This window comes from Euzebyales bacterium, assembly GCA_036374135.1.
Taxonomy (GTDB): Bacteria; Actinomycetota; Nitriliruptoria; order Euzebyales; family JAHELV01; genus JAHELV01.
In genome coordinates this window covers 93004-115053 of the sequence record DASUUK010000068.1, presented here as the reverse complement: position 1 = coordinate 115053, position 22050 = coordinate 93004, and the positions used below count along the sequence as shown (strand labels likewise).

At 71.0% G+C, this 22050-nt stretch carries 19 protein-coding genes; 11 read left to right on the top strand and 8 right to left on the bottom strand.

Annotated features, from left to right (window positions below):
* Positions 1 to 586: 586 nt before the first annotated feature.
* Positions 587 to 2041, top strand: coding sequence for an ATP-binding protein (locus VFZ70_11825; GenBank protein HEX6256484.1), 1455 nt, complete (start codon positions 587 to 589; stop codon positions 2039 to 2041).
* Positions 2042 to 2048: 7 nt separating this feature from the next.
* Positions 2049 to 2777 (top strand): response regulator, encoded by a 729-nt coding sequence (locus tag VFZ70_11820; GenBank protein ID HEX6256483.1) that lies wholly within the window; start codon positions 2049 to 2051, stop codon positions 2775 to 2777.
* A gap of 63 nt (positions 2778 to 2840) precedes the next feature.
* Here VFZ70_11820 and VFZ70_11815 read toward each other — a convergent pair whose 3' ends face one another.
* The 3 genes from VFZ70_11815 to VFZ70_11805 all read right to left on the bottom strand — a co-directional run bounded on the left by VFZ70_11815 (position 2841) and on the right by VFZ70_11805 (position 3539).
* Positions 2841 to 3113, bottom strand: coding sequence for a hypothetical protein (locus VFZ70_11815; GenBank protein HEX6256482.1), 273 nt, complete (start codon positions 3111 to 3113; stop codon positions 2841 to 2843).
* Positions 3114 to 3152: 39 nt separating this feature from the next.
* A complete protein-coding gene (locus VFZ70_11810) occupies positions 3153 to 3317 on the bottom strand; it encodes a hypothetical protein (protein HEX6256481.1) in 165 nt (54 codons plus the stop codon).
* Between the two features lie 96 nt (positions 3318 to 3413).
* The gene (locus VFZ70_11805; GenBank protein HEX6256480.1) at positions 3414 to 3539 is read right to left on the bottom strand and encodes a hypothetical protein; all 126 of its coding nucleotides are present in this window, start codon (positions 3537 to 3539) and stop codon (positions 3414 to 3416) included.
* A gap of 261 nt (positions 3540 to 3800) precedes the next feature.
* Here VFZ70_11805 and VFZ70_11800 point away from each other — a divergent pair, with 261 nt between their 5' ends.
* Together VFZ70_11800 and VFZ70_11795 are read left to right on the top strand one after the other, a co-directional pair.
* Positions 3801 to 5174 carry a hypothetical protein gene (locus VFZ70_11800; GenBank protein HEX6256479.1) on the top strand — a complete coding sequence of 458 codons (1374 nt, stop codon included), beginning with the start codon at positions 3801 to 3803 and terminating at the stop codon, positions 5172 to 5174.
* 534 nt (positions 5175 to 5708) lie between these two features.
* Positions 5709 to 6506 (top strand): hypothetical protein, encoded by a 798-nt coding sequence (locus VFZ70_11795; protein ID HEX6256478.1) that lies wholly within the window; start codon positions 5709 to 5711, stop codon positions 6504 to 6506.
* Positions 6507 to 6567: 61 nt separating this feature from the next.
* Here VFZ70_11795 and VFZ70_11790 read toward each other — a convergent pair whose 3' ends face one another.
* On the bottom strand, positions 6568 to 7098 hold the full coding sequence (locus VFZ70_11790) for a DUF1269 domain-containing protein (protein ID HEX6256477.1): 531 nt from the start codon (positions 7096 to 7098) through the stop codon (positions 6568 to 6570).
* A 389-nt stretch (positions 7099 to 7487) separates the two neighbouring features.
* On the opposite strand from VFZ70_11790, the gene VFZ70_11785 reads away from it, so the two are divergent.
* From VFZ70_11785 to VFZ70_11775, 3 genes are all read left to right on the top strand, one after another.
* A complete protein-coding gene (locus VFZ70_11785) occupies positions 7488 to 9344 on the top strand; it encodes a penicillin-binding transpeptidase domain-containing protein (GenBank protein ID HEX6256476.1) in 1857 nt (618 codons plus the stop codon).
* Positions 9345 to 9445: 101 nt separating this feature from the next.
* A complete protein-coding gene (locus VFZ70_11780; GenBank protein ID HEX6256475.1) occupies positions 9446 to 9988 on the top strand; it encodes a GNAT family N-acetyltransferase in 543 nt (180 codons plus the stop codon).
* Between the two features lie 41 nt (positions 9989 to 10029).
* A complete protein-coding gene (locus VFZ70_11775) occupies positions 10030 to 10281 on the top strand; it encodes a cold shock domain-containing protein (protein HEX6256474.1) in 252 nt (83 codons plus the stop codon).
* 152 nt (positions 10282 to 10433) lie between these two features.
* On the opposite strand, the gene VFZ70_11770 is transcribed toward VFZ70_11775, so the two are convergent.
* The 3 genes from VFZ70_11770 to VFZ70_11760 are packed head-to-tail and all read right to left on the bottom strand — an operon-like array spanning position 10434 to position 16216.
* Positions 10434 to 11249, bottom strand: coding sequence for a DNA-formamidopyrimidine glycosylase family protein (locus VFZ70_11770; GenBank protein HEX6256473.1), 816 nt, complete (start codon positions 11247 to 11249; stop codon positions 10434 to 10436).
* A gap of 1 nt (position 11250) precedes the next feature.
* Positions 11251 to 16002 carry a DEAD/DEAH box helicase gene (locus VFZ70_11765; protein ID HEX6256472.1) on the bottom strand — a complete coding sequence of 1584 codons (4752 nt, stop codon included), beginning with the start codon at positions 16000 to 16002 and terminating at the stop codon, positions 11251 to 11253.
* A gap of 16 nt (positions 16003 to 16018) precedes the next feature.
* Complete coding sequence (locus VFZ70_11760; GenBank protein HEX6256471.1) at positions 16019 to 16216, bottom strand: hypothetical protein; 198 nt, start codon at positions 16214 to 16216, stop codon at positions 16019 to 16021.
* A gap of 114 nt (positions 16217 to 16330) precedes the next feature.
* On the opposite strand from VFZ70_11760, the gene VFZ70_11755 reads away from it, so the two are divergent.
* From VFZ70_11755 to VFZ70_11740, 4 genes are all read left to right on the top strand, one after another.
* Positions 16331 to 16729 (top strand): hypothetical protein, encoded by a 399-nt coding sequence (locus tag VFZ70_11755; GenBank protein ID HEX6256470.1) that lies wholly within the window; start codon positions 16331 to 16333, stop codon positions 16727 to 16729.
* Entirely contained in the window at positions 16726 to 17490 is a 765-nt protein-coding gene (locus tag VFZ70_11750; GenBank protein HEX6256469.1) for an RNA polymerase sigma factor SigF, read from the top strand. The genes VFZ70_11755 and VFZ70_11750 overlap by 4 nt, the downstream gene beginning before the upstream one ends.
* A gap of 3 nt (positions 17491 to 17493) precedes the next feature.
* Complete coding sequence (locus VFZ70_11745) at positions 17494 to 18414, top strand: diacylglycerol kinase family protein (GenBank protein ID HEX6256468.1); 921 nt, start codon at positions 17494 to 17496, stop codon at positions 18412 to 18414.
* 237 nt (positions 18415 to 18651) lie between these two features.
* Complete coding sequence (locus tag VFZ70_11740) at positions 18652 to 18903, top strand: WhiB family transcriptional regulator (GenBank protein HEX6256467.1); 252 nt, start codon at positions 18652 to 18654, stop codon at positions 18901 to 18903.
* A gap of 170 nt (positions 18904 to 19073) precedes the next feature.
* Here VFZ70_11740 and VFZ70_11735 read toward each other — a convergent pair whose 3' ends face one another.
* On the bottom strand, positions 19074 to 21953 hold the full coding sequence (locus tag VFZ70_11735) for an ExeM/NucH family extracellular endonuclease (GenBank protein HEX6256466.1): 2880 nt from the start codon (positions 21951 to 21953) through the stop codon (positions 19074 to 19076).
* Between the last annotated feature and the right edge of the window lie 97 nt (positions 21954 to 22050).

Genomic DNA, 22050 nt, shown 5'->3' with positions numbered 1-22050 from the left:
GGCCGGTCTGCGAACGACCGTCCGGATCCAGCGCGTCCCGCGCCGTCCCGCGAGTCGGTGAGGTGCCTTCACGGAACGGGTTGAGGTACGCAGCATGACCGGCCGCGGCCAGCCAAGCGTCATCCCGAACGGGTGATTCCAGCGGGCGAAGTTCTACTACCAGCACCTGGTGTGGGCCTCTGTCGGCGCAGCCGCCGCGGTGCGATTCGGCCGCGCACGTCGGGTGTCCGGGCGGCCTGTTCTGGCCGGCGTCACCCGACTGCGCATTGCCACGTACTGGGTGCAGCCACGTCAGGGCGGAAGTCTGATGGTGTGGGCATCGGCATGCCGGTTGCGCGGCATTCCCGTCGCGCAGGGCGACCATTGTGATGTCATAGGGGTACCAGTGGTGATCGATCGCGAACACGGCGCCCAGTTCGATGAGGTCCCCGAGTTCGGCGAGGAGATCCCAGCGCGACCCGGTGAACCGGGAGCACGCCTGCTCGAACGGTGTTGGGGCGTCCGCGGCGTCCCGACGCGGCGTCCACGGCCCTGCCCCCACACCGGCCGGCACCGCCCGGGCCGGGGTTTGGGCATGATGGGTGCCATGGATCGGCGGCGGCTCGATGTCCCGGCGCACGGCGGCCCGGTCGTGCTCTCTACGGCCGGGCGCCACCGTAGGTTCGGGCTCGCCACCCATCGCCGGTGGTCCGGCGCGGCGCTCGGGGCGGTCGGGCTCGCCGTGCTGACGGCCGTGTTCCAGTCGTTGGGCGCCGAGGTCGAGCTGTCGACCGCGCTGCTGTCCTACCTGGCGCTGACCGTCGTGGTGGCCGCCGTCGGCGGGATCTGGCCAAGTGTGGTCGTGGCCGTCGCTGGCTTCGCCGCCAGCAACTGGTTCGTCACGCCTCCGTTCCGTACGTGGGTGGTCCACAGTGTGCAGGACGTCCTCTCGCTGTCCGTGTTTCTGACGACGGCGGTGGTGATCAGCGCGCTGGTTGACCTCGCCGCCCGCCGCGCGACGGAAGCAGAGCGTGCGGGCGCCGAGGCGACGGCGCTGGCGCGGCTGGCCGCGACGGTCGCGGCGAGCGACGATCCGCTCGACCGCCTCGTCGATGATCTGCGGCGGGTGTTCCAGCTCGAGGCTGCCGCAGTGCTGCGCCGCGAGGACGGGCGGTGGATCGTCCTCGCCTGCGCGGGCTCGCCGTGCCCGCGAACCCCAGCGGAGGGCTCCGACACCCTCGAGCTGCAGCCCGGCAGCGTGCTCGTGCTGCGCGGGCCGCACGCGCCGCTCGACGACCGGCGCGTCCTCGCGGCGTTCGCCGCGCAACTCGCCCTGGCACTCGAGCGACAGCGACTCGAAGCGGAGGCGGTCCGGGCCGAAGGGCTTGCAGAGGCCAACCGGTTCCGCACCTCGCTGCTGTCGGCCGTGTCGCACGACCTGCGAACGCCGCTGGCGACGATCAAGGCGTGGCTGACCGGCGTGCTCGACGACGACGCCGCATTCGACCTCAACGAAATCCACAAGATCATCGGCGCGGCGGTCGGGGAGGTCGACCGCCTCAACGCGCTGGTCGGCAACCTGCTCGACCTCAGCCGGCTGCAGTCAGGTGCGCTGTACGTCCACGCCCAACCGGTCGAGCTCGACGCGGTCGCTGCCGAGGCGGTCGCGGGGCTCGGGTACACCAGCCACCACGTCGATCTGCACCTCGCCGACACGCTGCCGCGGGTCCTGGCCGACGCCGCGCTGCTCGAGCGGGTGCTGGCGAACCTCGTCGACAATGCCGTGCGCCACGCGCCCGACGCACAGCCGTGCGAGGTCCGCGCCGAGACCGTCGGCGACCGCATGGATGTGCGGGTCATCGACCACGGTGCCGGCATCCCCGCCGACCAGCGGGCAAGCGCGTTCGAGCCATTCCAGCGCCTGGACGACCACACGGGCGGACTGGGCCTGGGCCTGGCGGTCGCGCGAGGCCTCGCCGAAGCACTCAGCGCCGAGCTGTCGATCGAGGACACGCCCGGTGGAGGCGCGACGATGGTCCTGCGGCTCAAGGTCGCGTCGTGAGCGGCTCGTGAGCGCAACCCCACCCGCCGCCGCGACCAGCGTGCTGGTCGTCGACGACGAGCCGCAGCTCCGCCACGCGCTGTCGGTCAACCTGCGCGCCCGCGGCTATGTCGTCCACCAGGCCGGCACGGGCAACGAGGCACTGCATGCCACCGCAGACACCCGCCCCGATGCGGTGATCCTCGACCTCGGGCTGCCCGACATCGACGGCGTCGAAGTCGTCGCCGGCATCCGCGGCTGGAGCAGCATCCCGATCATCATCCTGACGGTCCGCGAGACCGAGCACGACAAGGTCGCGGCGCTCGACGCCGGCGCGGACGATTACGTCACCAAGCCGTTCGGCATGGCCGAGCTGCTCGCCCGGCTGCGCGCCGCGATCCGACGCGCGCATCCCAGCGATGAACAGCCAACCGTGCACACCGACGACTTCGCGATCGATCTGGCCGCCAAGCGCGTCACCACTCCCGGCGGCGACGAGGTCCGTCTGACACCGACCGAGTGGGGCATCGTCGAGGCACTCGTCCGCGGCGACGGGCGGCTCATCACCCAGCAGCAGCTACTCCAGACCGTGTGGGGACCGCGCTATCACCAGGAGACCAACTACCTACGGGTCCACATGGCCCACATCCGTCGCAAGCTCGAACCGGACCCCTCTCACCCCCGCTACTTCCACACCGAACCCGGCATGGGCTACCGGTTCACCGCCCAGCCAGCGGATGGCAACCCGCCGGACTGACAGCGAGGACCGCCCGCAGCGTGGGAGTGGGCGGCCAGCACGGTCCGTTCACGGGCGGACGTGTCAGCGACCCCGCAGCACACCGACCGCCCGCCGCCACCACCACGACAGCGACCGTCGCTCGTTGGGACGCAGCATGACGATGCTGCGGTCGACCCGGTTTGCCAGGTCATCGGCGAACGCCCCCGCCAGCGTCCGCCAGGAGACCCAGTCCCGGGATGCGCCGATCACCACCAGCGAGCTCGAACGCGCCTGGCTGACGAACGCGCCGGTCGCATCCGTGGCGGCGACGCGTTCGAGTTCGATCCGGCTCGAGCGTTGCGGGTGGGTGATCATCGCCCACAGCCCGAACGCGACGACACAGCCCGATCACCGTCAGCGTGGCCCGCCGCCCGCCTCGGGGATCGCTGAGCCGAGCCCGGCGTGCACCATCGCGGTGAAGATGGTCAGCACGCCGTTCAGGGCGAACGCCAGCATCAACGACGGCCCAGTGGTTCCCGCCGCGATGCCGGTCAGCACGAAGATGCCGGCGCCGATCATCGCGCCGACCCCCGATCATGGTGATGTCGAACTCCGACGGGCTGCGCGACGGCTCCGTGGTGTGCGCCTCGACGACGGGACGGTCCTTGGCCACCGTCAGTCCTGCCGTTCGCGCCGTTCGACGACCATGTCGACGCGGCGAAGCTCGTGCCACGTCCACCCCAGGACACCGGCCAGCGTCACCGCGGTCGCCACGAACCCGAACACGACCTCACCGCTCACGAACACCACCCGCTCCCCGGTCGTCGCCTACACGTCGCCGCCTCGTCCATGTGACGTCGGCAGCGACCACGGCCGCCTCCCAGGACAGGTACGAGGACTCGCAGGCAGCCTGCGGCGCTCATGGGCTGCAGATGCGGGCCTTAACGAGATCTTCACGCCTCGCTCCGCCTCCTTAACGAGGTCTCTGCGGTACCGCCGAGCCGCGCGGGCGAACCTGGCAAACGACCTCCCGTCCCGCAGGTCTGACTCGGGTGGTGCTCAGTGGACGGCAGTCAACGTTCGCGCCGCGGTGGATGGCGCATCCTGCTCGGCGTCAAGGACGACGCCGCGATGCGACGCGCGCTGCTGTCCGCCGGCCGCGACCGCCGCGACGCCGGAGCCAGCGTGCTGGTCGCATGCTTCGAGCCACCCCAGACCGAGGCCGCGGGGCTGGACGGCATGCCCGTGGTGCCGCTGCTGTCCGCGGCGGACGGATCTGAGCGGGTTGATCTGCGGGCCATCCGCGAGCAACGTCCCGACGTGGTGCTCCTCGACGACCTCGCACGGCTCGCGCCGCAAGACGCTGAGCGCATCCCCGCCGTCGACGCGATCCGCTCGCTGGGCATCGATGTCATCAGCACGCTCTGCGCAAGCGAGATCGCATCGCTGGCGCATGCGCTGGCACCGTCTTCGCGGGCGTCCTCACGCGTCCCGGACCGCGCGCTGCTGGAGGCCGACGACGTCGAGGTCGTCGCTGGAGACAGCCGCTGCGATCTCGTCGACCTCGCGCACGAGTGGGCGAAACGACCCCGCCCGCGACCCGAAGCCGGTGGCGCGCAGGACCACGCCTGGCCGGGCCGCCTCGTCGTCGCGTTCGACGCCGCGCCCGACGCAGATGCGATCATCACCCGCGCCGCCGACCTGGCTCGCGTCACCGGGGCGCACCTGGTCGGCGCCAACGTCCGGACGATCACCGACACGGCCGACGAGCCGGCGTTGCACGAGCTCCGCAGGCAGCTGGAAGCGGTCGATGCGGACGTCGTCGAGGTCGTTGACGACGACCCCGGGGTGGTGGCGGCCGCCGCCGGCGGAGGACTGCCGCGTGCTCGCCGCGTTCACCGCCCAGTTGGCACTTGCCATCGACCGTCGTGCCGCAGGAGACCCGTCATGACCGACCACCTGTTCGTCGCCCCGCGTCACATCAATATCGAGCGCGCCCTGACGGCGTATCCACCTGAGACCCAGCATCACTTCCGGGGCGATCCCGCGGACTGGCTGCCGGGACGGCTGACGATGCACGGCGGGTCGACCTTCCACATGCGTACGCGGTTCCTCGGCGCCAACGTGACCTTGCAGTACACGGTCGGCCCGCCATGGATGCGCCGCGACACGGCCACACGCAGCCTTCGGATCGAGTTCCTGGAACCTCCGTTCGGCATGGCCTGGCTGCTGCCGGTCGTGGAGGGGGAGCTGACGCTGTGGGGCGATCCGCGCCCGCAGATCAGATTCGAAGGCCGGTCAGTGGTGTCAGGTCTGCTCGGGGTCCGCATCTGGACTGCCCGGATGCTCGTTCGCGCCGTCACCGCTGGCATCACCGACCGCCTCTCGACGCACGCACCCCCGCGCCCGCCGTCTGAGGCTTCACCGGCCGGCTGAGACGACCGGACCCGGGCACATTCGTCGATGGGCTGTTGTTCGGCGGCCTTCTGCTCGACGATCACATCACAGAATCTCGTCGTCGCGATTCTCTACAACATCCCCATCGCCGTGGCCGCGCTCGCCGTCTCGCGCTTCCTCATACGCTCCACGATCGTGATTGCGCTCGTGGCCAACGTGCTCGCCGCCTACGAGAAACGCCGAGAACATCGGAGGCTACGACATGATCGTGCTCGCCCAACCGCGGCCTCGCCGTTCTGTCATTCCTCATCGTCGGTGCGGTCACACTGGCGCGCATCCGAGCGGTCGGTGCGGCGCACGATGGACGTCCACGTTCACGTGACCGACCGCGCCGCGCCCCACACCGCAGCGATGTATCAGGCGTCCATACCTCCTCCTCATGTCCGTGGCACGCGTGCGGCCGCACGGAGATCGCTGGTCCATCTGGTCATCGCCAGCTTCGCGGGCGGCGGCGTCGAGGCGCGTCACCCCAGATCGTGCGCCACCAATGCCGGCGCACCGGGAGGAGAAGCGATGGCAACCGACCGGAACGCACCGAATCCGGCGCTCGGATCCTTCGAGCGTCCTGTCGTACTCCCAGCTGAGTCGGACGACCCCAAGGTGTTGTACGCGAAGTCCTATCTGGCGATCCGCACAGCCGTGGGGCTCCTTGCGATCGCGCTTCCGATCGTCCTGATCCTCGGCGAAGCGATCTTCCTCGAGGGATCCGTTCAGGTCCGAGGATCCATCAGCTCCTACTACCACACGCCGATGCGCGACGTGTTCGTGGGCACGTTGAGCGTGTGCGGATTCCTGCTCGCCATGTACATGTTCGGGCAACGGCGACTGGAGTACTGGTACAGTCTCGCAGCCGGGCTGGCTGCGCTCGGGGTCGCGTTCGTCCCGACTGGACGACCGGGCATCCCGGAAAGCGCACCGCTGTGCGGTGCGGACGCGGTGCCCGCGGGCTGCGGACCGGTCCAACAGCTGCTGGGCGAGACGACGGCAGCGGGCGTGCACTTCGCGTTCGCGGTCGTGTTCGTCCTCTGTCTCGCGCGGATCGCCCTGATCTTCGCGTACCGGGAGGACGAATACACGAAGCGGCACGGTCTGGCGAATGCGCTGCGCATCTGCGCGTGGGCCATCGTGGCCGCGATCCTGTGGATCGGCGTCGGCGGATGGCTCAGGCTCACGATCTGGCGGCTGACGCCGCTGTACGTGGGCGAGGTCGTGGCCGTCTGGGCGTTCGGCATCTCCTGGCTGCTCAAGGGTGGCTTCGCGCAGCGGTTCCTGCCGGCACCCCGACCGGACCGCGACGCGGCAACGACCTGACGCCCGGCGCGCGGGTCCTCGCCCCGGGCGGGACGCCCTCCGGGGCGAATCGTCTCGGGACCTACGACTCGATGGCCCTGCCGATGCGGTAGCCGGCGTCCTCCAGCTCCTGGCGGATCTTGTCGTAGTCGCCCGAGTCGATCGCCCGGCTGACCTTCTTCGCCGACCTGGTCAGCGCCTCGTCGATGCGGTCGAGGTGGCGGTCCTCGACCAGCGCGACGATCGCAGACGATCCCGGCGGCAGGTAGTCGTGCAGCGCGATCTCGAGCTGGCTCTCCTCGTGGCGCTTCATGAGCGCCCCGATGCCGGCACCGATCGCGGCCCCGGCCGCCGTCGACAGCAGCAGCGGCGGGGCGAACAGACCGACCACCAGCCCCACGACCCCACCCGCCCCAGCGCCACCGCCGACCAGTCCGGTGTGGTGTGCCTTTACATCGACCTCGCCGTCGTGGTCACGGTCGAGGACCACCGCTCCGACGATCCGCAACTCGTCGACGGCGTCCGCGTCCTGGAGAAGGACGAAGTCGTCCGCCGCAGCCGTCGCGTCGTCGTAGGCGGCAACGTACAGCATCAGATTGTCACCGGTGGTCATGGTCGTCTCCCCAGTCGTGCGCCATCTGGTCGATCGCCACGGTGACGGCCAGCACGAGCGCAGCGTCGGCGTCCGGGTCGATCTGCACGCCGTACGTGTCGCGCATCCTGAACCACCGTTTCGACGTCTCTGCGATCCTGCGGCGTCCTCGTCTCGAACGTGTGGCAGACCTCCGGTTCCGGTTCGGGCCCCTGACGCCGCCGTCTGACATGGTTGCTCCGTCCGTGAACAGCCTCGCCCATCACCACGGGTCGTTTCGGCACCGCGCGATCGCGCGCGACAGTCTCGCACACGCCCCGTGCACGCGCCCCGGGCGGCTACCCTGCCGGGACGTGAAGGGTCGTCTCCACCTCGGACCGTGGGCCGGGCGCTCGACTGCGGCGCGTGCCGTGCTCGTGCTGACGCTCGGCGTCACCGGCTGCGGACTGCTCGACCAGACACCCGACCCCATGCCGGCGGCCGTGGCGTACGCGACCGACCTCGAGGAGGGCGTCGTCGACACCGACCGGGTCGTGCACGCCGCGGACGCCGCGACGGCCACCGAGCAGCTGGGCCAGGCGATCGACGCGCTCGGCACACGCCCACGCGTGCGGGTCATCGGGCAGACCGCACAGATCGATGCGGCGCCGACCGACGGCGGCACCGGACAGCCCACCGCGGAGGCGCACCTGCGCGTGTCGTGGGGCCTGCCGACTGGCACCTGGGCCTACGACGCGGTGCTGCCGCTCGTGTTCACGGCCGAGCGCTGGAAGGTCGACTGGCGCCCGTCGATCCTGCATCCGCGCCTGACGCCCGACGTCCAACTGGCGCTGCGGACGACGACGCCACAGCGCGGGCCGATCCTGGCCCGCGACGGCGCGCCGATCTTCTCGAAGCGGCCCGTCGTCACCGTGTACGTCCAACCGCGACGCATGCGCAGTCCCCGGCAGGTCACGCACGCCCTGCAGCGTCTGCTCGACATCGACCCTGCGACCCTGCGCCCGCGGATCGCAGCAGCCGACCCGGTCGAATTGATCGAGGTCATCACGCTGCGGATGGATGACTACGCCCCGCTGCGCTCCCGGCTGCAACCGGTGCCCGGGCTGGTGTTCCGCCGGGGCGACCGCATGCTGACACCCGACCGCGCGTTCGCGCGGGCGGTCCTGGGTCACGTCGGCCCGCCGACCGCCGAGGTGCTCGACGAGATCGGCTTCGGCTTCGACGCAGACGACACCCTCGGTCTCGCGGGCCTGCAGCGACGCTTCCAGCGGCGGCTGGCGGGTACACCCGGCGTCGAGGTCATCACGGTGGACGGCGACGGCGGGGTCACCGAGTCGCTGCACCACCGACGGCCGCAGCCCGGCGAGGCGCTGCGGACAACACTCGCGATGGACGTGCAGCACGCCGCCGACGACGCACTCGCGTCACTCGACAGGACCGCGGCACTCGTGGCCATCCGTCCTTCGACCGGTGACGTGCTCGCGGTGGCGCACAGCCCGGGCGGTGGCGGCCCCAACCTCGCCTTCACGGGCCGCTACCCACCAGGCTCCACCTTCAAGATCGTTTCGGCCGCCGCGTTGTTGGCCGAGGGTGCTCGCCCCGACGACGCGGTGGCATGCCCGCGCACGTCCGACATCGACGGGCGGGCCTTCCGCAACGCCGATGGCGTCCGACCGGGGCGCATGACGCTGCTGCAGGCGTTCGCGCGGTCGTGCAACACCGCCTTCGTCGGCGCCACGCGGCGGCTCGACGCCAGCGCGCTCGACGCGGCCGCCAGGGCGTTCGGCGTCGGCGGCGCATGGAACCCCGGCATCGAGGCCTACACCGGTCAGGCGCCGGTCGGCGACGATCCGGTCGAGCAGGCCGCGACGGTGATCGGCCAGGGCCGGGTCCTGGTCAGCCCCCTGCTGATGGCGACCGTGGCCGCCACCGTGCAGGACGGACACTGGCGTCCGCCCGTGCTGTTGCCCGATCACGCGCGTGCCGGCGAACAGCCGAAGCCGATCGATCACAGGACCCTGCGCACGCTGCGTCGCATGATGCGTGCCTCCGTGTCGAGGGGTACCGCCCGTGCGCTGTCTGAGGTCCCGGGATCGGTGCTCGCCAAGACGGGGACCGCGCAGTTCGTCGACGCAGACCGGCGCCGCAGTCACGCCTGGGTGGTCGCGGCGCGGGACGACGTGGCGGTCGCGGTCGTCGTCGAGGACGCGGGCAACGGTGGCAGGGTGGCCGCGCCAATCGCCGCACGGTTCCTCGAGGCACTGTGACGAGAGCCGTGCCTGCCGGCGCGCGGCGACGCGCCACCGGCGTGCCGGCCCTACGGTGGCCACCGGAGGCCATCCGACACAACTGCTAGGTTGCGCCCGCCATGCATCCTCCTCGCCAACTCACGACCGAGCGCCTGCGGTTGCGGCCGGTCACCGTCGCCGACGCCGAGGCGCTGTTCGACGCCTACGCCAGCGACCCGCAGGCGACCCGCTACCTGTCCTGGCGGACCCACGAGGTGGTCGAGGAGACGCGCGAGTTCCTCGCCGGCGCGCAGGTGAGCTGGAACGAGGGCAGCGAGTGCATCTGGGCGCTCGTGCCACGCGGCTCGTCCACGCCGATCGGCGCGCTCGGCGCGGTCGACACGCCCCACGGGGTCGAGATCGGCTACGTCCTGGCACCCGACCGGTGGGGCCACGGGCTGATGTCCGAGGCCCTCGGTGCGGTCATGTCGTGGCTGGTATCACAACCCGACATCTACCGCGTGTGGGCCTACTGTGCCGTCGACCACGTGCGATCGATCAAGGTTCTCGAGCGATCCGGTATGACCTACGAGGGCACGTTGCGACGCTGGGTGGTCCTCCCCAACCTGGCTGATGCCCCCTGCGACGCCCGCGTGTACAGCTGGGTTCGGCAGGACACATGACCCAGGCCCCGACGTCGGCTGCAGCAGCCGGGAGTGCAACGATGGCGACGACCGAGCGACGCACGTTCCCGGAGGACACCGCGGCCAGAGCGACCGGCCGTGTGCAGTGGTTCTCCCACAAGGGGTTCGGCTACATCCGCTCGGACGACGGCCTCGACGTGTACGTCCACCACTCGGCGATCATGGGCAGCGGGTTCCGGACGCTGCCGACCGACGCGCGTGTGAGCTTCGTCATCGTCGCGTCCCGTCGCGGACCGGAGGCGGCCGACGTCGCGATCCTCGACGCGAAGTAGCCAGGCGATCGCCCGCACCGCGGCGGCGGTCGCCGCCACGCCGGGACGACCACGGGGAACGGCGCTCGTCGCCCAGATCGGCCACGAATGCTCCCTGTGGCCGGCACCGCCATGGCCCCCGCGAGCGTCGACAGGTTCCAGGAGCACGGACCTCATGGCCGCCCCGGCCCCTGGCACGACCGGCACCAGTAGGTCAGCCGGCCCTGCTCGCCCTGGCGTGCCACGGCGATCGGCCGCTGACAGCGTGGGCACGGCCGTCGGTGCCGGCCGTAGACGAACAGATCGTTGCCGGTGCCGCCCACACCGGTCGTGACACGGCGGACCTGACCCGGGCCGACGTTGCGCCGCAGCAGCCGGACCGCCGTGTCGAGCAGCGCGTCGCGCGTCTCGTGGGCGACGTCGGCCACCGGCGTCCACGGATCGAGGCTGTGGATGAACAGCACTTCGTTCTTGTACACGTTGCCGATGCCAGCGATCACCCGCTGGTCCAGCAGCGCCTCACCGATGGTGGCGTGCCGGGCGGCGTCGAGACGACGTCGGGCCTCGGCCAGGTCCGGCGAGTCGCCGAGCGCGTCCGGTCCGAGAGCCACCAGCGACGGATGCCGGGCGACCTGATCCGCGGACAGCAGCTCGATCACCGGCGCCGAGAAGCACAGGGCCAGCCATTCGGCGGTCTCCAGCCGGAAGCGCAGCAGGTGCCGCGGCCTGCGCCACCGCTGCCCGTGCCGGTACAGGTGCCACGACCCGGACATGCGCATGTGGCTGTGCAGCGCCAGTCCGCTGGGAGCGAACCAGATCAGCAGGTGTTTGCCGCGCGGCTCGATCTCACGGACGATCTGGCCGACGAGGCGCTGCTCGCCGAGCTGGCGCACCTGCCCGACCGTGGTCGCGACCGCAGTGACCGTCTCGCCGGCCAACGCCCGCCGCAGCGTCTTCGCGGCGCGGAAGATCGTGTCGCCCTCGGGCACGTCATCCCACCAGCCGTCCCGCGGCGCGCCCCCCGCCGCCGCGGCGTCGGATCAGTCCGCGCGGATGGTCGACGAAGCCGACCGCCCGCAGGTGCTCCAGCACCGGCTGGTCGGTCGGAGCCGCACCGTCGACGCGCTGCAGCTGCAGGCGATCGACCCGGCCCTCGTCCACGGTGTCCGCGAGCGCCTCGGCGGCGGTGGCGAGGCGGTCGGGGTCGTCGGTGAACGTGAGCAGCGAGCGCCCACCACGCTCGACGTACGCGACGAGCTCACCGGCGACGATCGCGACCAGCGCACCCGCGGCGCGCTTCGGCAGGTGCCGGCCGTCGTGTGCCGGTGTCGGCCACTCCAGCGCGGCACCGAACGGGTTGGCTGGATCCGTGGCGGCCAGCACGCGCGCCGCGGCGTCCTCGCCTGCCACTTCGGCCGTGCGCACGGCTCGCAGGCGGTCGACAGCGCCCGGCACCGCGAACTGGGCGCCGCCGAGGCCCTCGACGAAGTAACCGCGGCGGGTGCGGCCCGACTCCTCCATCGCGCGCAGCACGCCGTACACGGCACTGAACCCACCGACGACGTCCTCGGCGCGTACGGCGTCGCGGGTCAGCACGCCGTAGCGGTCCAGCAGCTGCGCCGCCAGCGCCGTCGCGCGCGCGGTGGGTCGCACGTCGTCACCGAGCAGCTCCGCGGTCAGCGACCACCGTCCCGCCGCACGGGGTGGCCCGCTGCGGCTGGCCACGCGACCCGGTCGCCGCCGGCGTCGGGACGTGCCGCGCCGGGGCGCGCCGCTACGCAGCGCACGCAGGGCCTGGAGGCTGTCGTTGGTTACGAGGCCGGCCCACACCAGGTCCCACAGCGCCTCGACGACCTCGTCCTGCCCGCTCCCGCTGTCCGATCCCCGCCCGCCGGCTCGCTGACGCTCGCCGCTGTCCGATCCCCGCCCGCCGGCTCGCTGACGCTCGCCGCTGTCCGATCCCCGCCCGCCGGCTCGCTGACGCTCGCCCTCACCCCACGCCGCCACGTACAGCTGCGACCAGAACGACGCCCCGCGCTCGGACAGGTGCGCCAGCAGCGCCGCGTGCACCGGGCCGTCCAGCGGCGGCTCGAGCTCATCGGGTGGCATGGGTGCCAGCAACGGCGCCTGATCGCGCAGGTAGAGCGCGACGCGGCCGTCATCGGAGCCCAACGGCCCACGCCCGACCCACACGACGTCGCCGGTCGCCAGCAACTCGTCCAACCAGGCGCCGCGGTAGTCGGCCACACGCAGGGGCAGCACGTCGACCTCGAGCACGCTTGCCGGGACCGGCGCGCCCTGCAGCTGCTCGACGACCTCCAGCGTCCGGTCGACCCCCCGTAGCCGCCCAGCGGCGTACCGGTCCCCGCCCGCTGGCTCGCTGACGCTCGCCCTCACCCCCTGCCAGCCCGGGAGGAACCGCGCCAGCGCGTCGGGCTCGACCGGCTCGACCTCGCGCCGCAGCGCGGCGAGCGACCGACGTCGGACGCGGCGCAGGACCTCGGCGTCGCACCACTCGCGGCGCACTCCGCCGGGGCGGAACTCGCCGAGGGTCACGCGTTCGTCACGTTCGAGCTCGGCCAGCGCCAGCGCGACGGCGTCGGTCGGCAGCCCCAGCCGCGCCGCGACGTCTCCCGCGTAGAACGGCCCGTGCGTACGAGCGTACCGGGCGACGAGATCGATGAGGGGACGGCGCACGGGCTCGAGGAAGGCGTCCGGCAGCCCGGACGGCGGTGGGATGCCGAGCCCGTCGCGCAGGCGCCCGGCGTCCTCGGCCGCCACCCATCGGCGCTCGCCGGCGATCTGGGTCGCGTACACGCGCCGCGCCTGGACGAGCTCATCGAGCCACGCCGCGACCTCGTCCTCGCCGACGGTGGTGCGGGCGACGAGCTCGTCGGTGCGCAGGTCGCCGATGGTGCGCAGGAGGTCATGTACATCGTCGGCGTCACGGACGCGCCGGTCCGGCGCCAGGCGCTGCAGCTCGAGCTCGAGCTCGGCCAACGCGTCGGTGTCGATCAGCTCGCGCAGCTCGTCGCTGCCGACCAGTTCGGCCAGCAGCTCGCGATCCAGGCTGAGCGCGGCGGCACGACGCTCGGCCAGCGGCGCGTCGCCCTCGTACATGTAGCTGGCGATGTAGTTGAACAGCAACGAGGACGCGAACGGCGAGGCGGTCGGTGTCTCGACCTCGACCATGCGGACCCGTCGCGCGGCGACGTCGCGCAGCAGATCCGCGAGCGCCGGCACATCGAACACGTCGCGGAGGCACTCGCGGTAGGTCTCCAGCAGGATCGGGAACTGGCCGTAGCGGCTGGCGACGGCCAGCAGGTCCGCAGCACGCTGGCGCTGCTGCCACAGCGGGGTGCGCCCGTCCGGGCGGCGTCGTGGCAGCAGCAGTGCCCTCGCCGCGCACTCCCGGAACCGTGACGCGAACAGCGTCGCGTTGGCGAGCTCGCCTACGACCAGGTCCTCGACGTCGTCGGGATCGATCGTCAGCAGGTCCAGGACTGAGGCCTCGGCCTCCGTGCCGTCGGGCACACGGATGACGATGCCGTCGTCGGCGTGCATGGTCTGCACGGGCACACCGAAACGTTCGCGCAGCCGCGCTTCGATCGCCAGCGCCCACGGCGCGTGCACGCGGCCACCGAACGGCGACAGCAGGCAGATCCGCCAGTCGCCGATCTCGTCGCGGAAGCGCTCGACGACGATCGAGCGGTCGCTGGGCACCGCGCCGGTCGCCTCGGCCTGCTCGCCGAGGTAGGTGGCCAGGTTCTGCGCGGCCAGATCGTCCAGGCCGTAGTCGATCGTGAGGCGACCTGTACCGCCGGACCGCGCGGCGTCGGTCGTCTCCCGCAGGAACGCACCGACGGCACGGCCGACCTCGATCGGCCGGCCCAGCCCGTCACCGTGCCAGAACGGCAGCTTGCCCTGCTCGCCCGGGGCCGGCGAGACGAGCACCTGGTCGCGGGTGATGTCCTCGATGCGCCAGGTCGTCGAGCCGAGCGTGAACGTCTCACCGGGTCTCGTCTCGTAGACCATTTCCTCGTCCAGTTCACCAACCCTGCGATATCCCCGCCCGCCGGCTCGCTGGCGCTCGCCCGCTCCCGGCCCCTCGCCCCCTCCGGCGATGAACACCCCGTACAGACCCCGGTCGGGGATCGTGCCACCCGACGTGACCGCCAGCCGCTGCGCGCCGCGGCGGCCCTCGATGCGGTCGGCCACGCGGTCCCAGGTGATGCGCGGGCGCAGCTCCGCGAACTCGTCCGACGGGTACCGGCCGCTGAGCATGTCGAGCACGCCGTCCAGCTGGCCACGCGACAGCTCGGCGAAGTTGGCCGCACCCCGCAGGCACGCGAGCAGATCGTCGACCTGCCAGGGGTCCATGGCTGACATCGCGACGACCTGCTGCGCGAGCACGTCCAGCGGCGTGCGGGGATAGCGCGTCCGTTCGATCTCCCCGTCGAGCATGCGTCGCACGACCACAGCGCACTCGACCAGGTCGCCCCGGTACTTCGGGAACACCTTGCCGATGCTGGTGCCACCGACGTGGTGGCCGGCACGCCCGATGCGCTGGAGCCCCGACGACACCGACTTCGGCGACTCGACCTGGACGACCAGGTCGACGCTGCCCATGTCGATGCCGAGCTCCAACGACGACGTGGCCACCACGCAGCGCAGCGCGCCCGACTTCAGCGCCTCCTCGATCTGCAGGCGCTGCTCGCGGGCGACCGAACCGTGGTGGGCGCGCGCGAGCGGTGGCGCGTCGGGATCGTCCTCGGCGGCCAGATCGTTGAGCCGCGAGCACAGGCGTTCGGCCAGCCGGCGCGAGTTGGCGAACACGATCGTCGAGCGATGTGCACGGATCAGGTCGAGGATGCGCGGGTGGACCGCCGGCCAGATGCTGCGACGGACCTCGGTGCCTCCGGCGGCGGGGCCGGTGGCCGGCTCGTCCATGAGCTCGCCCAGGCGGCCCATGTCCTCAACCGGCACGACGATCTCGACGTCGAGCTCGCGGTCGGCCGGTGCCTCGACGATGCGGACAGGTCGCGGCGTCCAGTCGCGCGCGCCACCGTCACCCCCACCGAGGAATCGCGCGACTTCGTCGAGCGGTCGCTGCGTCGCCGACAGCCCGACACGCTGGAGCGGTCGCGCCGCGCCGGACACCGACCGCAGGTGCTCCAGGCGCTCGAGCGTGACGGCCAGGTGGGCGCCGCGCTTGGTGCCCGCGACCGCGTGCACCTCGTCGACGATGACCGTGTCCACCGCACCGAGGGCCTCGCGCGCGCGTGACGTCAGCAGCAGGTACAGCGACTCCGGCGTCGTGATCAGGATGTCCGGAGGGGTGCGGGCGAGTCGGCGACGCTCGGCCGCCGGGGTGTCGCCGGTCCGCATGCCGACGTCGACCGGGTGCGCCGTGACGCCGGCCCGTTCGGCCGCGTACGTGATCCCAACGAGCGGCGCCCGCAGGTTGCGGTCGACGTCATACGCCAGGGCCTTGAGCGGCGAGACGTACAGCAGCCGCGTCGTCCGCTCGCCCTCCGGCGGTGCCGTGAACAGCAGGCGGTCCAGACCCGCCAGGAACGCCGCCAGCGTCTTGCCGGACCCGGTCGGCGCGCTGACAAGCACGTTGGCGCCGTCGGCGATCGCGTCCCACCCGCCGATCTGCGCCCGGGTCGGTGCCGTGAACGACGACGTGAACCAGTCCCGTGTCGGTCCGTGCAGGTGACCGGGCAGGTTGGTGCTCACGTCGTGCCGACCGCCCTCAGGTAGCCTGCTGGGTCTCGGGTGACGCCTCCCGCGCGATGTCCTCGAGCTGGGTGGCGATGTCGGCGAGATGCATGGCGGCCATGTGCGCGTTGGCTTCCTCAGCCTCGCGTGACAGCGCCAGCATCCGGTCGCCGAACTCGCGCAGCTGCTCAGCCGCCAAGCCTCGGAAGTACGTGTCGATGTCGATCGCCATGATGGTCTCCACGGATTGGACCGCTGCGCCTGCCCCGGTGCCCGGTCACCTCGAACGGTAAGTGCGCGAGCGGGTCGGTATTCTTCTGCTCCGCCAGTCGTCGGAGAGGAAGCCTTGGACGCACCCACTGTGACACTGCGCGTGCCACCGCTCGCAGATCACTTCACGCTACTACGTACGGTCGTCAGCGGTATCGCCGCGCGGCGGGACTATACGCTGGAGCAGGTCGACGATCTGCGGATGGCTGTAGAGGAGGCCGCTGTGCTGCTTCTACGTCATGGCGACGGCGCGCCGTTGGAGCTGCGCGCGCTGATCACGGACGAGGTCCTACGCATCCGGCTGTCGACGAACGTCACGTCGCCCGACACCGTGGTCGACCGGTCCTCGTTCAGCTGGATGATCCTGCAGGCACTGACCGACGACGTATCCACCTCGCTCGACGGCACACGCGCCAGCCTCGAGCTCGTCAAGCACCGACTTCGCAACGACCACGATTCCGAGGCTCAAGGTTGAAGACGAGCTACACCCGAGACGACACGAAGGACCTGTTCGCCCAGCTGCGGGCGACCGGTGATCCTGAGATCAGGGCGACACTGGCCCACCTGCACCTGCCCCTGGTCGAGTATCTGGCCAAGCGCTTCCGCGATCGCGGCGAGCCGCTCGACGATCTGATCCAGGTCGGCAGCGTGGGTCTGCTCAAGGCGATCGACCGGTTCGATCTCGAACGCGGTGTCGAGTTCTCGACCTATGCGACACCGACGATCGTCGGCGAGCTCAAGCGCTACTTCCGTGACAAGGGCTGGGCCATCCGCGTGCCCCGGAGGTTGCAGGAGCTGAGCCTGCGGCTGAACAAGGTCGTCGCCACGTTGACCCAGCAGCTGGGCCGCTCCCCCACCGTCACCGAGATCGCCCGCCACGCCGGCGTCAGCGAGGAGGACGTGCTGGAAGCGCTCGAGAGCGGGCAGGCGTACTCGACCACGTCGTTGGACGCCCCGTCGGGCTCCGACGACGGGGACTCACCCCTGCGACTGGACCGCATGGGCGAGGACGACATCGCGCTGGACAACCTCGAGTACTTCGCGTCGCTGGCGCCGTTGATCGCCGAACTGCCCGAGCGCGAGCGGACGATCCTGTTCCTGCGCTTCTTCCGGGGCATGACCCAGTCGCGGATCGCTGACCACGTCGGCATCAGCCAGATGCACGTGTCCCGGCTGCTCACGCGGATCCTCGAGTTCCTGCGCCGCGGCATGGACAACGGCGACGTCAGCTTCTAGGGGTTGGGCGACGCCATGCGGGCGCTGCTGCTGTACAACCCGACCGCCACGACCACGACCACGGCCGTGATCGACGTGATCACGCGTGCGCTGCGCGGATCCCTCGAGCTCGAGGCCGTCCCGACGAAGCGCCGCAACCACGCCGGCTTCCTGGCGGTCGGCGCCGCGGACGAGGGGTTCGACGCGGTGATCGTCCTCGGCGGCGACGGGACGGTCAACGAGGTGATCCAGGGCATCGCCACGACGCCGGTGGCGCTGGCGATCATCCCGGGCGGGTCGACGAACGTGCTGGCGCGCAGTCTCGGTCTGCCGAACGAACCGATCGCGGCCACGAATGCGATCCTGGGCCGCCTGGCCGACGATCGCATCCGGACCGTCAATCTCGGACTGGCCAACGACCGCTACTTCGCGTTCCACGCCGGCTTCGGCTTCGACGCCGAGGTCGTGCGTCTCGTCGAGCAGCGGTACCACCTCAAGCGCACGGTCCGCCAGGCCTCGTTCGTGTGGTGCGCCGTCCAGGCAGCCGCGATGTCCACCGGCGTCCGACGCGCGTGCATCACCGTACGCACCCAGGACAACCCGCTGCTGTCGGAGCAGCGGTGGGTGGTGTGCGCCAACGCCCGGCCGTACACGTATCTCGGCCGGCGCGCCGCCGAACTGTGCCCGGTCGCCGACATCGAGGGCGACCTGGCCCTGACCGGCCTGTCGCGTCTGAGCCCGCTCGCGATCGCCCGCACGGCCTGGACGGCGTTGTCGACCGGTGACATCGGCCAACTGCGGTTCGTCAACCTGCTGTCGGACCTGCCGGAGGTCATCTGCGAGGCCGATCGACCACTGGCGCTCCAACTCGACGGCGATTTCGTCGGTGCGAGCGAACGGGTCGTGTTCCGCAGCGTTCGCGATGCCCTGCGGGTGATCGCCTGACCCCCCGGTCGCCCAGCGTGGACCAGCAGCGCAACGGGCGAACATAGCACACGGTTGATGGGGGGTATCGGCCGAAAGAACAGCCTTTACGGTCCTCCGACGCAGCAGTACAGTCAGGCACACAACGGGCTTGTGCTCCGTTTCACAAGGGATTGAGGGTCTGCGACGCCCGGAAAGCTCCCGGTCGCAACCTTCGTTCCCCGCAGACGTTCACGGTGAGAAAGCGAGCATTCCGCTATGGACTGGCGACAGCGAGCTGCCTGCCTCGACGAGGACCCCGAGCTGTTCTTCCCCGTGGGCTCCACGGGCCCCGCACTCGAGCAGCTCGAGCGCGCCAAGCAGGTCTGCCATCGATGCGAGGTCATCGAGGCGTGCCTCGAGTGGGCGCTCGAGACCAACCAGGACGCGGGCGTCTGGGGCGGACTGAGCGAGGACGAGCGTCGGTCGCTGCGCCGCAGCCGTCAGCGTCGGCGTCGGCTCGCCAGCTGACCACGTGACCGGTCGGGCGGGCCCGTCAGGTGCGCAGCCCGTCGCTGATCGTCGTCAGGTCGGGGCGTGACCGCGCGCTGACCCCTTCGAGGCGACGTGTCATCACGCCTCAGTGATGATGAGCCCACCGGGGTCGGAATCCCCGGTCGGTTCCTCTCCTCATCACTGCCCTACGGCACGACCGTGGCGTCGAAGTCCGGGCCGTCGTTCACGACCTCACCGCGCCGCCCGACCGGCACACCGACGGTGACCTCGCCCGTGCAGGAGCCGCCGAACGCGTCGGTCGCGGTGAACCCGATCGTGTAGACGCGACCGTTGCCGTCGCCGACGCGTTCGGCGCGAACCTCGGCGGTCGACTCGCCTACGCCACGCGCGTCGGGCGCGGTGTCGCCACTGTCCTCGGCATCCACGGCCTCGTCGGAGAAGATGCTGTCGACGACGATCGTCACGGGGTCGCCTTCAGGGTCTGTGACACCGTCGATCGCGATCTCGACGAACTGGTGGTTCGGCGGGAACAGCCGGTCAGGGCCCGCCACCGCGGCCTCGCACACGGGGGACGCGTTGAGGTCGAGGCCGACGATCACCGGATCGTGGTCGGACGACCGGTACGGGTTGGGCTCGTAGAGCGCGGCCTGGCCGTCGCTCTTGAACGACGTGTCGTAGTCGAGGATGTCGGGCTCGTCGGCGTTGATGTGCCACGCCGCGGCGCCCGTGACCTGCCGCGTCAGCGTCTGGTTGGCCATCGCGTAGTCGAGGTAGCCGACCAGGCCGTCGAAGACGTACGTGTAGGCCAGTTCGCCCTGGTAGGCGAGCAGCAGGTCGGTGTAGTCGTCGGCGGTCCCGAGGTCGTCGTCCGCGCCCTCGCGGAGCGCGTCGATCGGGTCCTCGTGGTCGTAGCTGTTGAGGTCGCCGATGATCAGCACGTCGGCGTCGCCGCTGCCGGTCGGGTCGGTCGCCAGCCAGTCGGCCAGCGCCTCGGCGGCCTGCGTGCGTGTCACGTTGCAGTTGCCCTGACCGTCACCGGTGTCGGGGTCGCCGACGTCGTCGCAGTCGGAGCCCTTCGACTTCAGGTGGTTGACCGCGACGGTGAACACACCACCGTCGTCGGCGAACGTCTGCGCGAGCACCGGCCGGTTGAACTCGTCGAGGAACCGCGGGTCCACGGACGAGTCGAGGATCGCGTAGTCGCCCACGGGCGTGACGTTGGCCGGCTTGTAGATGATCCCGACCTTGATCGCGTCCGACCCGATCGTGCCGGTGTCGATGTAGTCGTAGGTGCCAGGACCGAGCAGGTCGTTGAGCCCGTCGACGATGTCGGCCAGCGGCGACACGCCGGTCGTGTTCTCCATCTCGATCAGCCCGAACACGTCGGCGTCAATCGCGGCGAGCGCCGCCAGGATCTTCGCGCGCTGGCGCTCGAACTCCTCGGCGGTGTCGGCACCGCGGCAGTCCTGGTCGAGGTCCGGCCCGCAGATCGGACCGCTGCCGTCGAGCGTCAGGAAGTAGTTGAGGACGTTGAACGTCGCCACGGTGACGTCGCCGCCGACGTCGGGCACGTCGTCGCGCGGGTTGACCTGTGTGTAGTCGGCCGGCGCTGTCGGCTGGATCCGGTACAGCCCGAAGGTCTCATCGATGACACCGATCGCGTCTCCGACCAGGTCGCCGCCACGGAACCGGTTGTCCAGCGCGAACGGTTCCCCGTTGGGATGACGCGTCACCTCGGGGTTCTGGCTGCTCAGGCCGTCGTCCAGCGTGATGCGGCGCAGTTCGATCTGCCCGGCCAGATCGATTGCCTCGGTGCCCGGCTCGACCACTGCGGTCGGCTGGAACAGGCGGTCCTCGCCGAGTGCGGGGTCGCCGAACGGCAGCGACAGGACGATCTCGCCGAAGCGGTCGTAGTTGAAATACTCCGAGATCACCAGATTCTGCGGGAAGACCGTCCGCATGCCCTCGTAGCTCTCGAACACGTCGGGCGAGTCGACCGGAAGCGTGACCGTGGCCGGCGCGGGCAACGGCGCATCCCCGCAGACCAGGACCTCCGCGCCGCTCAGCTGGGTCTGTGACGACGCACCGCCCGACGTCTCGAACTCCGACACGCCCGCCAGCACACGGACGACGTCGCCCACCCCCACGACGACCCCGTCGTCGAAGACGAACACGCCCTCCGATGTCCCGAGGTCGGTGTCGGCGTCCGCGTCCTCCTCCTGGACGTAGAAGCCGCCCAGGTCGCCGTCCTCGCCTGCGGCGCCGGTCTGGAAGTCGCCGACGACCACGCCTTCGACGACGACCCGTCCGCCGACGAGTGGGCTCGTCGCGCCGTCGCCCTGCACGTCGTGGATCAACGTCGCGTCGTCGCCACACGATCCGAGCACGAGGCCGTCATCGAGCTCTGTCGTGTTCTCGGCTCCCGGGGTGTTGAGCGCCTCACCCTCATCGAGCGTGCCGGCGAATCCGGGCAGGCCGGCGCCGTCGAAGTCGTTGCGGGTCCAGTCGGCGACCGCGTCGGTGTCGGTCGCGTCGGGGATGCGGGACGCGCCGCCCGGCGTGAACCCGTCTCCGTCGAAGCCGGGCGCCAGCACGACGTCGGCGTACGCGAGGTCGTCGCTGTCGCCGTCCGTGACCGCGACGGCGTCGAGGATCGCCGACCAGGGCGCGCTGTCAGGGGCGCCGTCGTTGTCGGCGTCGAGGTCGTCGCCGGCCGCGCCGGCGAACCCCTCCACGAGCAGCAACGTGATCGTCCCGTTCTCGATCTCGTTGTTGAGGAAGTCCGTCGTCCAGTAGCCGTCGGCGTTGGTCGTGCCGACGTCGAAGACGCCGTCGACGACGCCCGCGCCGGTGCCGTCACCCTCGATCTCCAGGACGGTGAGCCCGCTGAGATCCGTCGACGGAGCACCCGCGACCTCGATGAACTCGGTGGTGTCCGTGCCCGCGTGGTTCGCCACGAACTCGTTGATCACCGGGGCGGTCTGCGCCCCGGCGGCTGTGGGCAGGAGCCCGACCAGCATCAACGCCGTCGCGAGGATCGCCGTCCACGGTCGGAATGCCTTCATGCCGCCCCTACCTTGTCGCGCACGACCCACCATCTGCCGTACGCACCCTAGCAGAGAAGGTTCCCGGCCAGATCGACGTGTGCGACGACGACGCCGG

Bases quoted from the DNA above. Each gene is read 5' to 3' on its own strand.
- VFZ70_11795 (HEX6256478.1), top strand. From the start codon at position 5,709: ATGGCAACCGACCGGAACGCACCGAATCCGGCGCTCGGATCCTTCGAG.
- VFZ70_11760 (HEX6256471.1), bottom strand. From the start codon at position 16,216: ATGGCGATCGACATCGACACGTACTTCCGAGGCTTGGCGGCTGAGCAG.
- VFZ70_11815 (HEX6256482.1), bottom strand. From the start codon at position 3,113: ATGATCACCCACCCGCAACGCTCGAGCCGGATCGAACTCGAACGCGTC.
- VFZ70_11775 (HEX6256474.1), top strand. From the start codon at position 10,030: ATGGCGACGACCGAGCGACGCACGTTCCCGGAGGACACCGCGGCCAGA.
- VFZ70_11780 (HEX6256475.1), top strand. From the start codon at position 9,446: ATGCATCCTCCTCGCCAACTCACGACCGAGCGCCTGCGGTTGCGGCCG.
- VFZ70_11810 (HEX6256481.1), bottom strand. From the start codon at position 3,317: ATGATCGGCGCCGGCATCTTCGTGCTGACCGGCATCGCGGCGGGAACC.
- VFZ70_11825 (HEX6256484.1), top strand. From the start codon at position 587: ATGGATCGGCGGCGGCTCGATGTCCCGGCGCACGGCGGCCCGGTCGTG.
- VFZ70_11735 (HEX6256466.1), bottom strand. From the start codon at position 21,953: ATGAAGGCATTCCGACCGTGGACGGCGATCCTCGCGACGGCGTTGATG.
- VFZ70_11740 (HEX6256467.1), top strand. From the start codon at position 18,652: ATGGACTGGCGACAGCGAGCTGCCTGCCTCGACGAGGACCCCGAGCTG.
- VFZ70_11790 (HEX6256477.1), bottom strand. From the start codon at position 7,098: ATGACCACCGGTGACAATCTGATGCTGTACGTTGCCGCCTACGACGAC.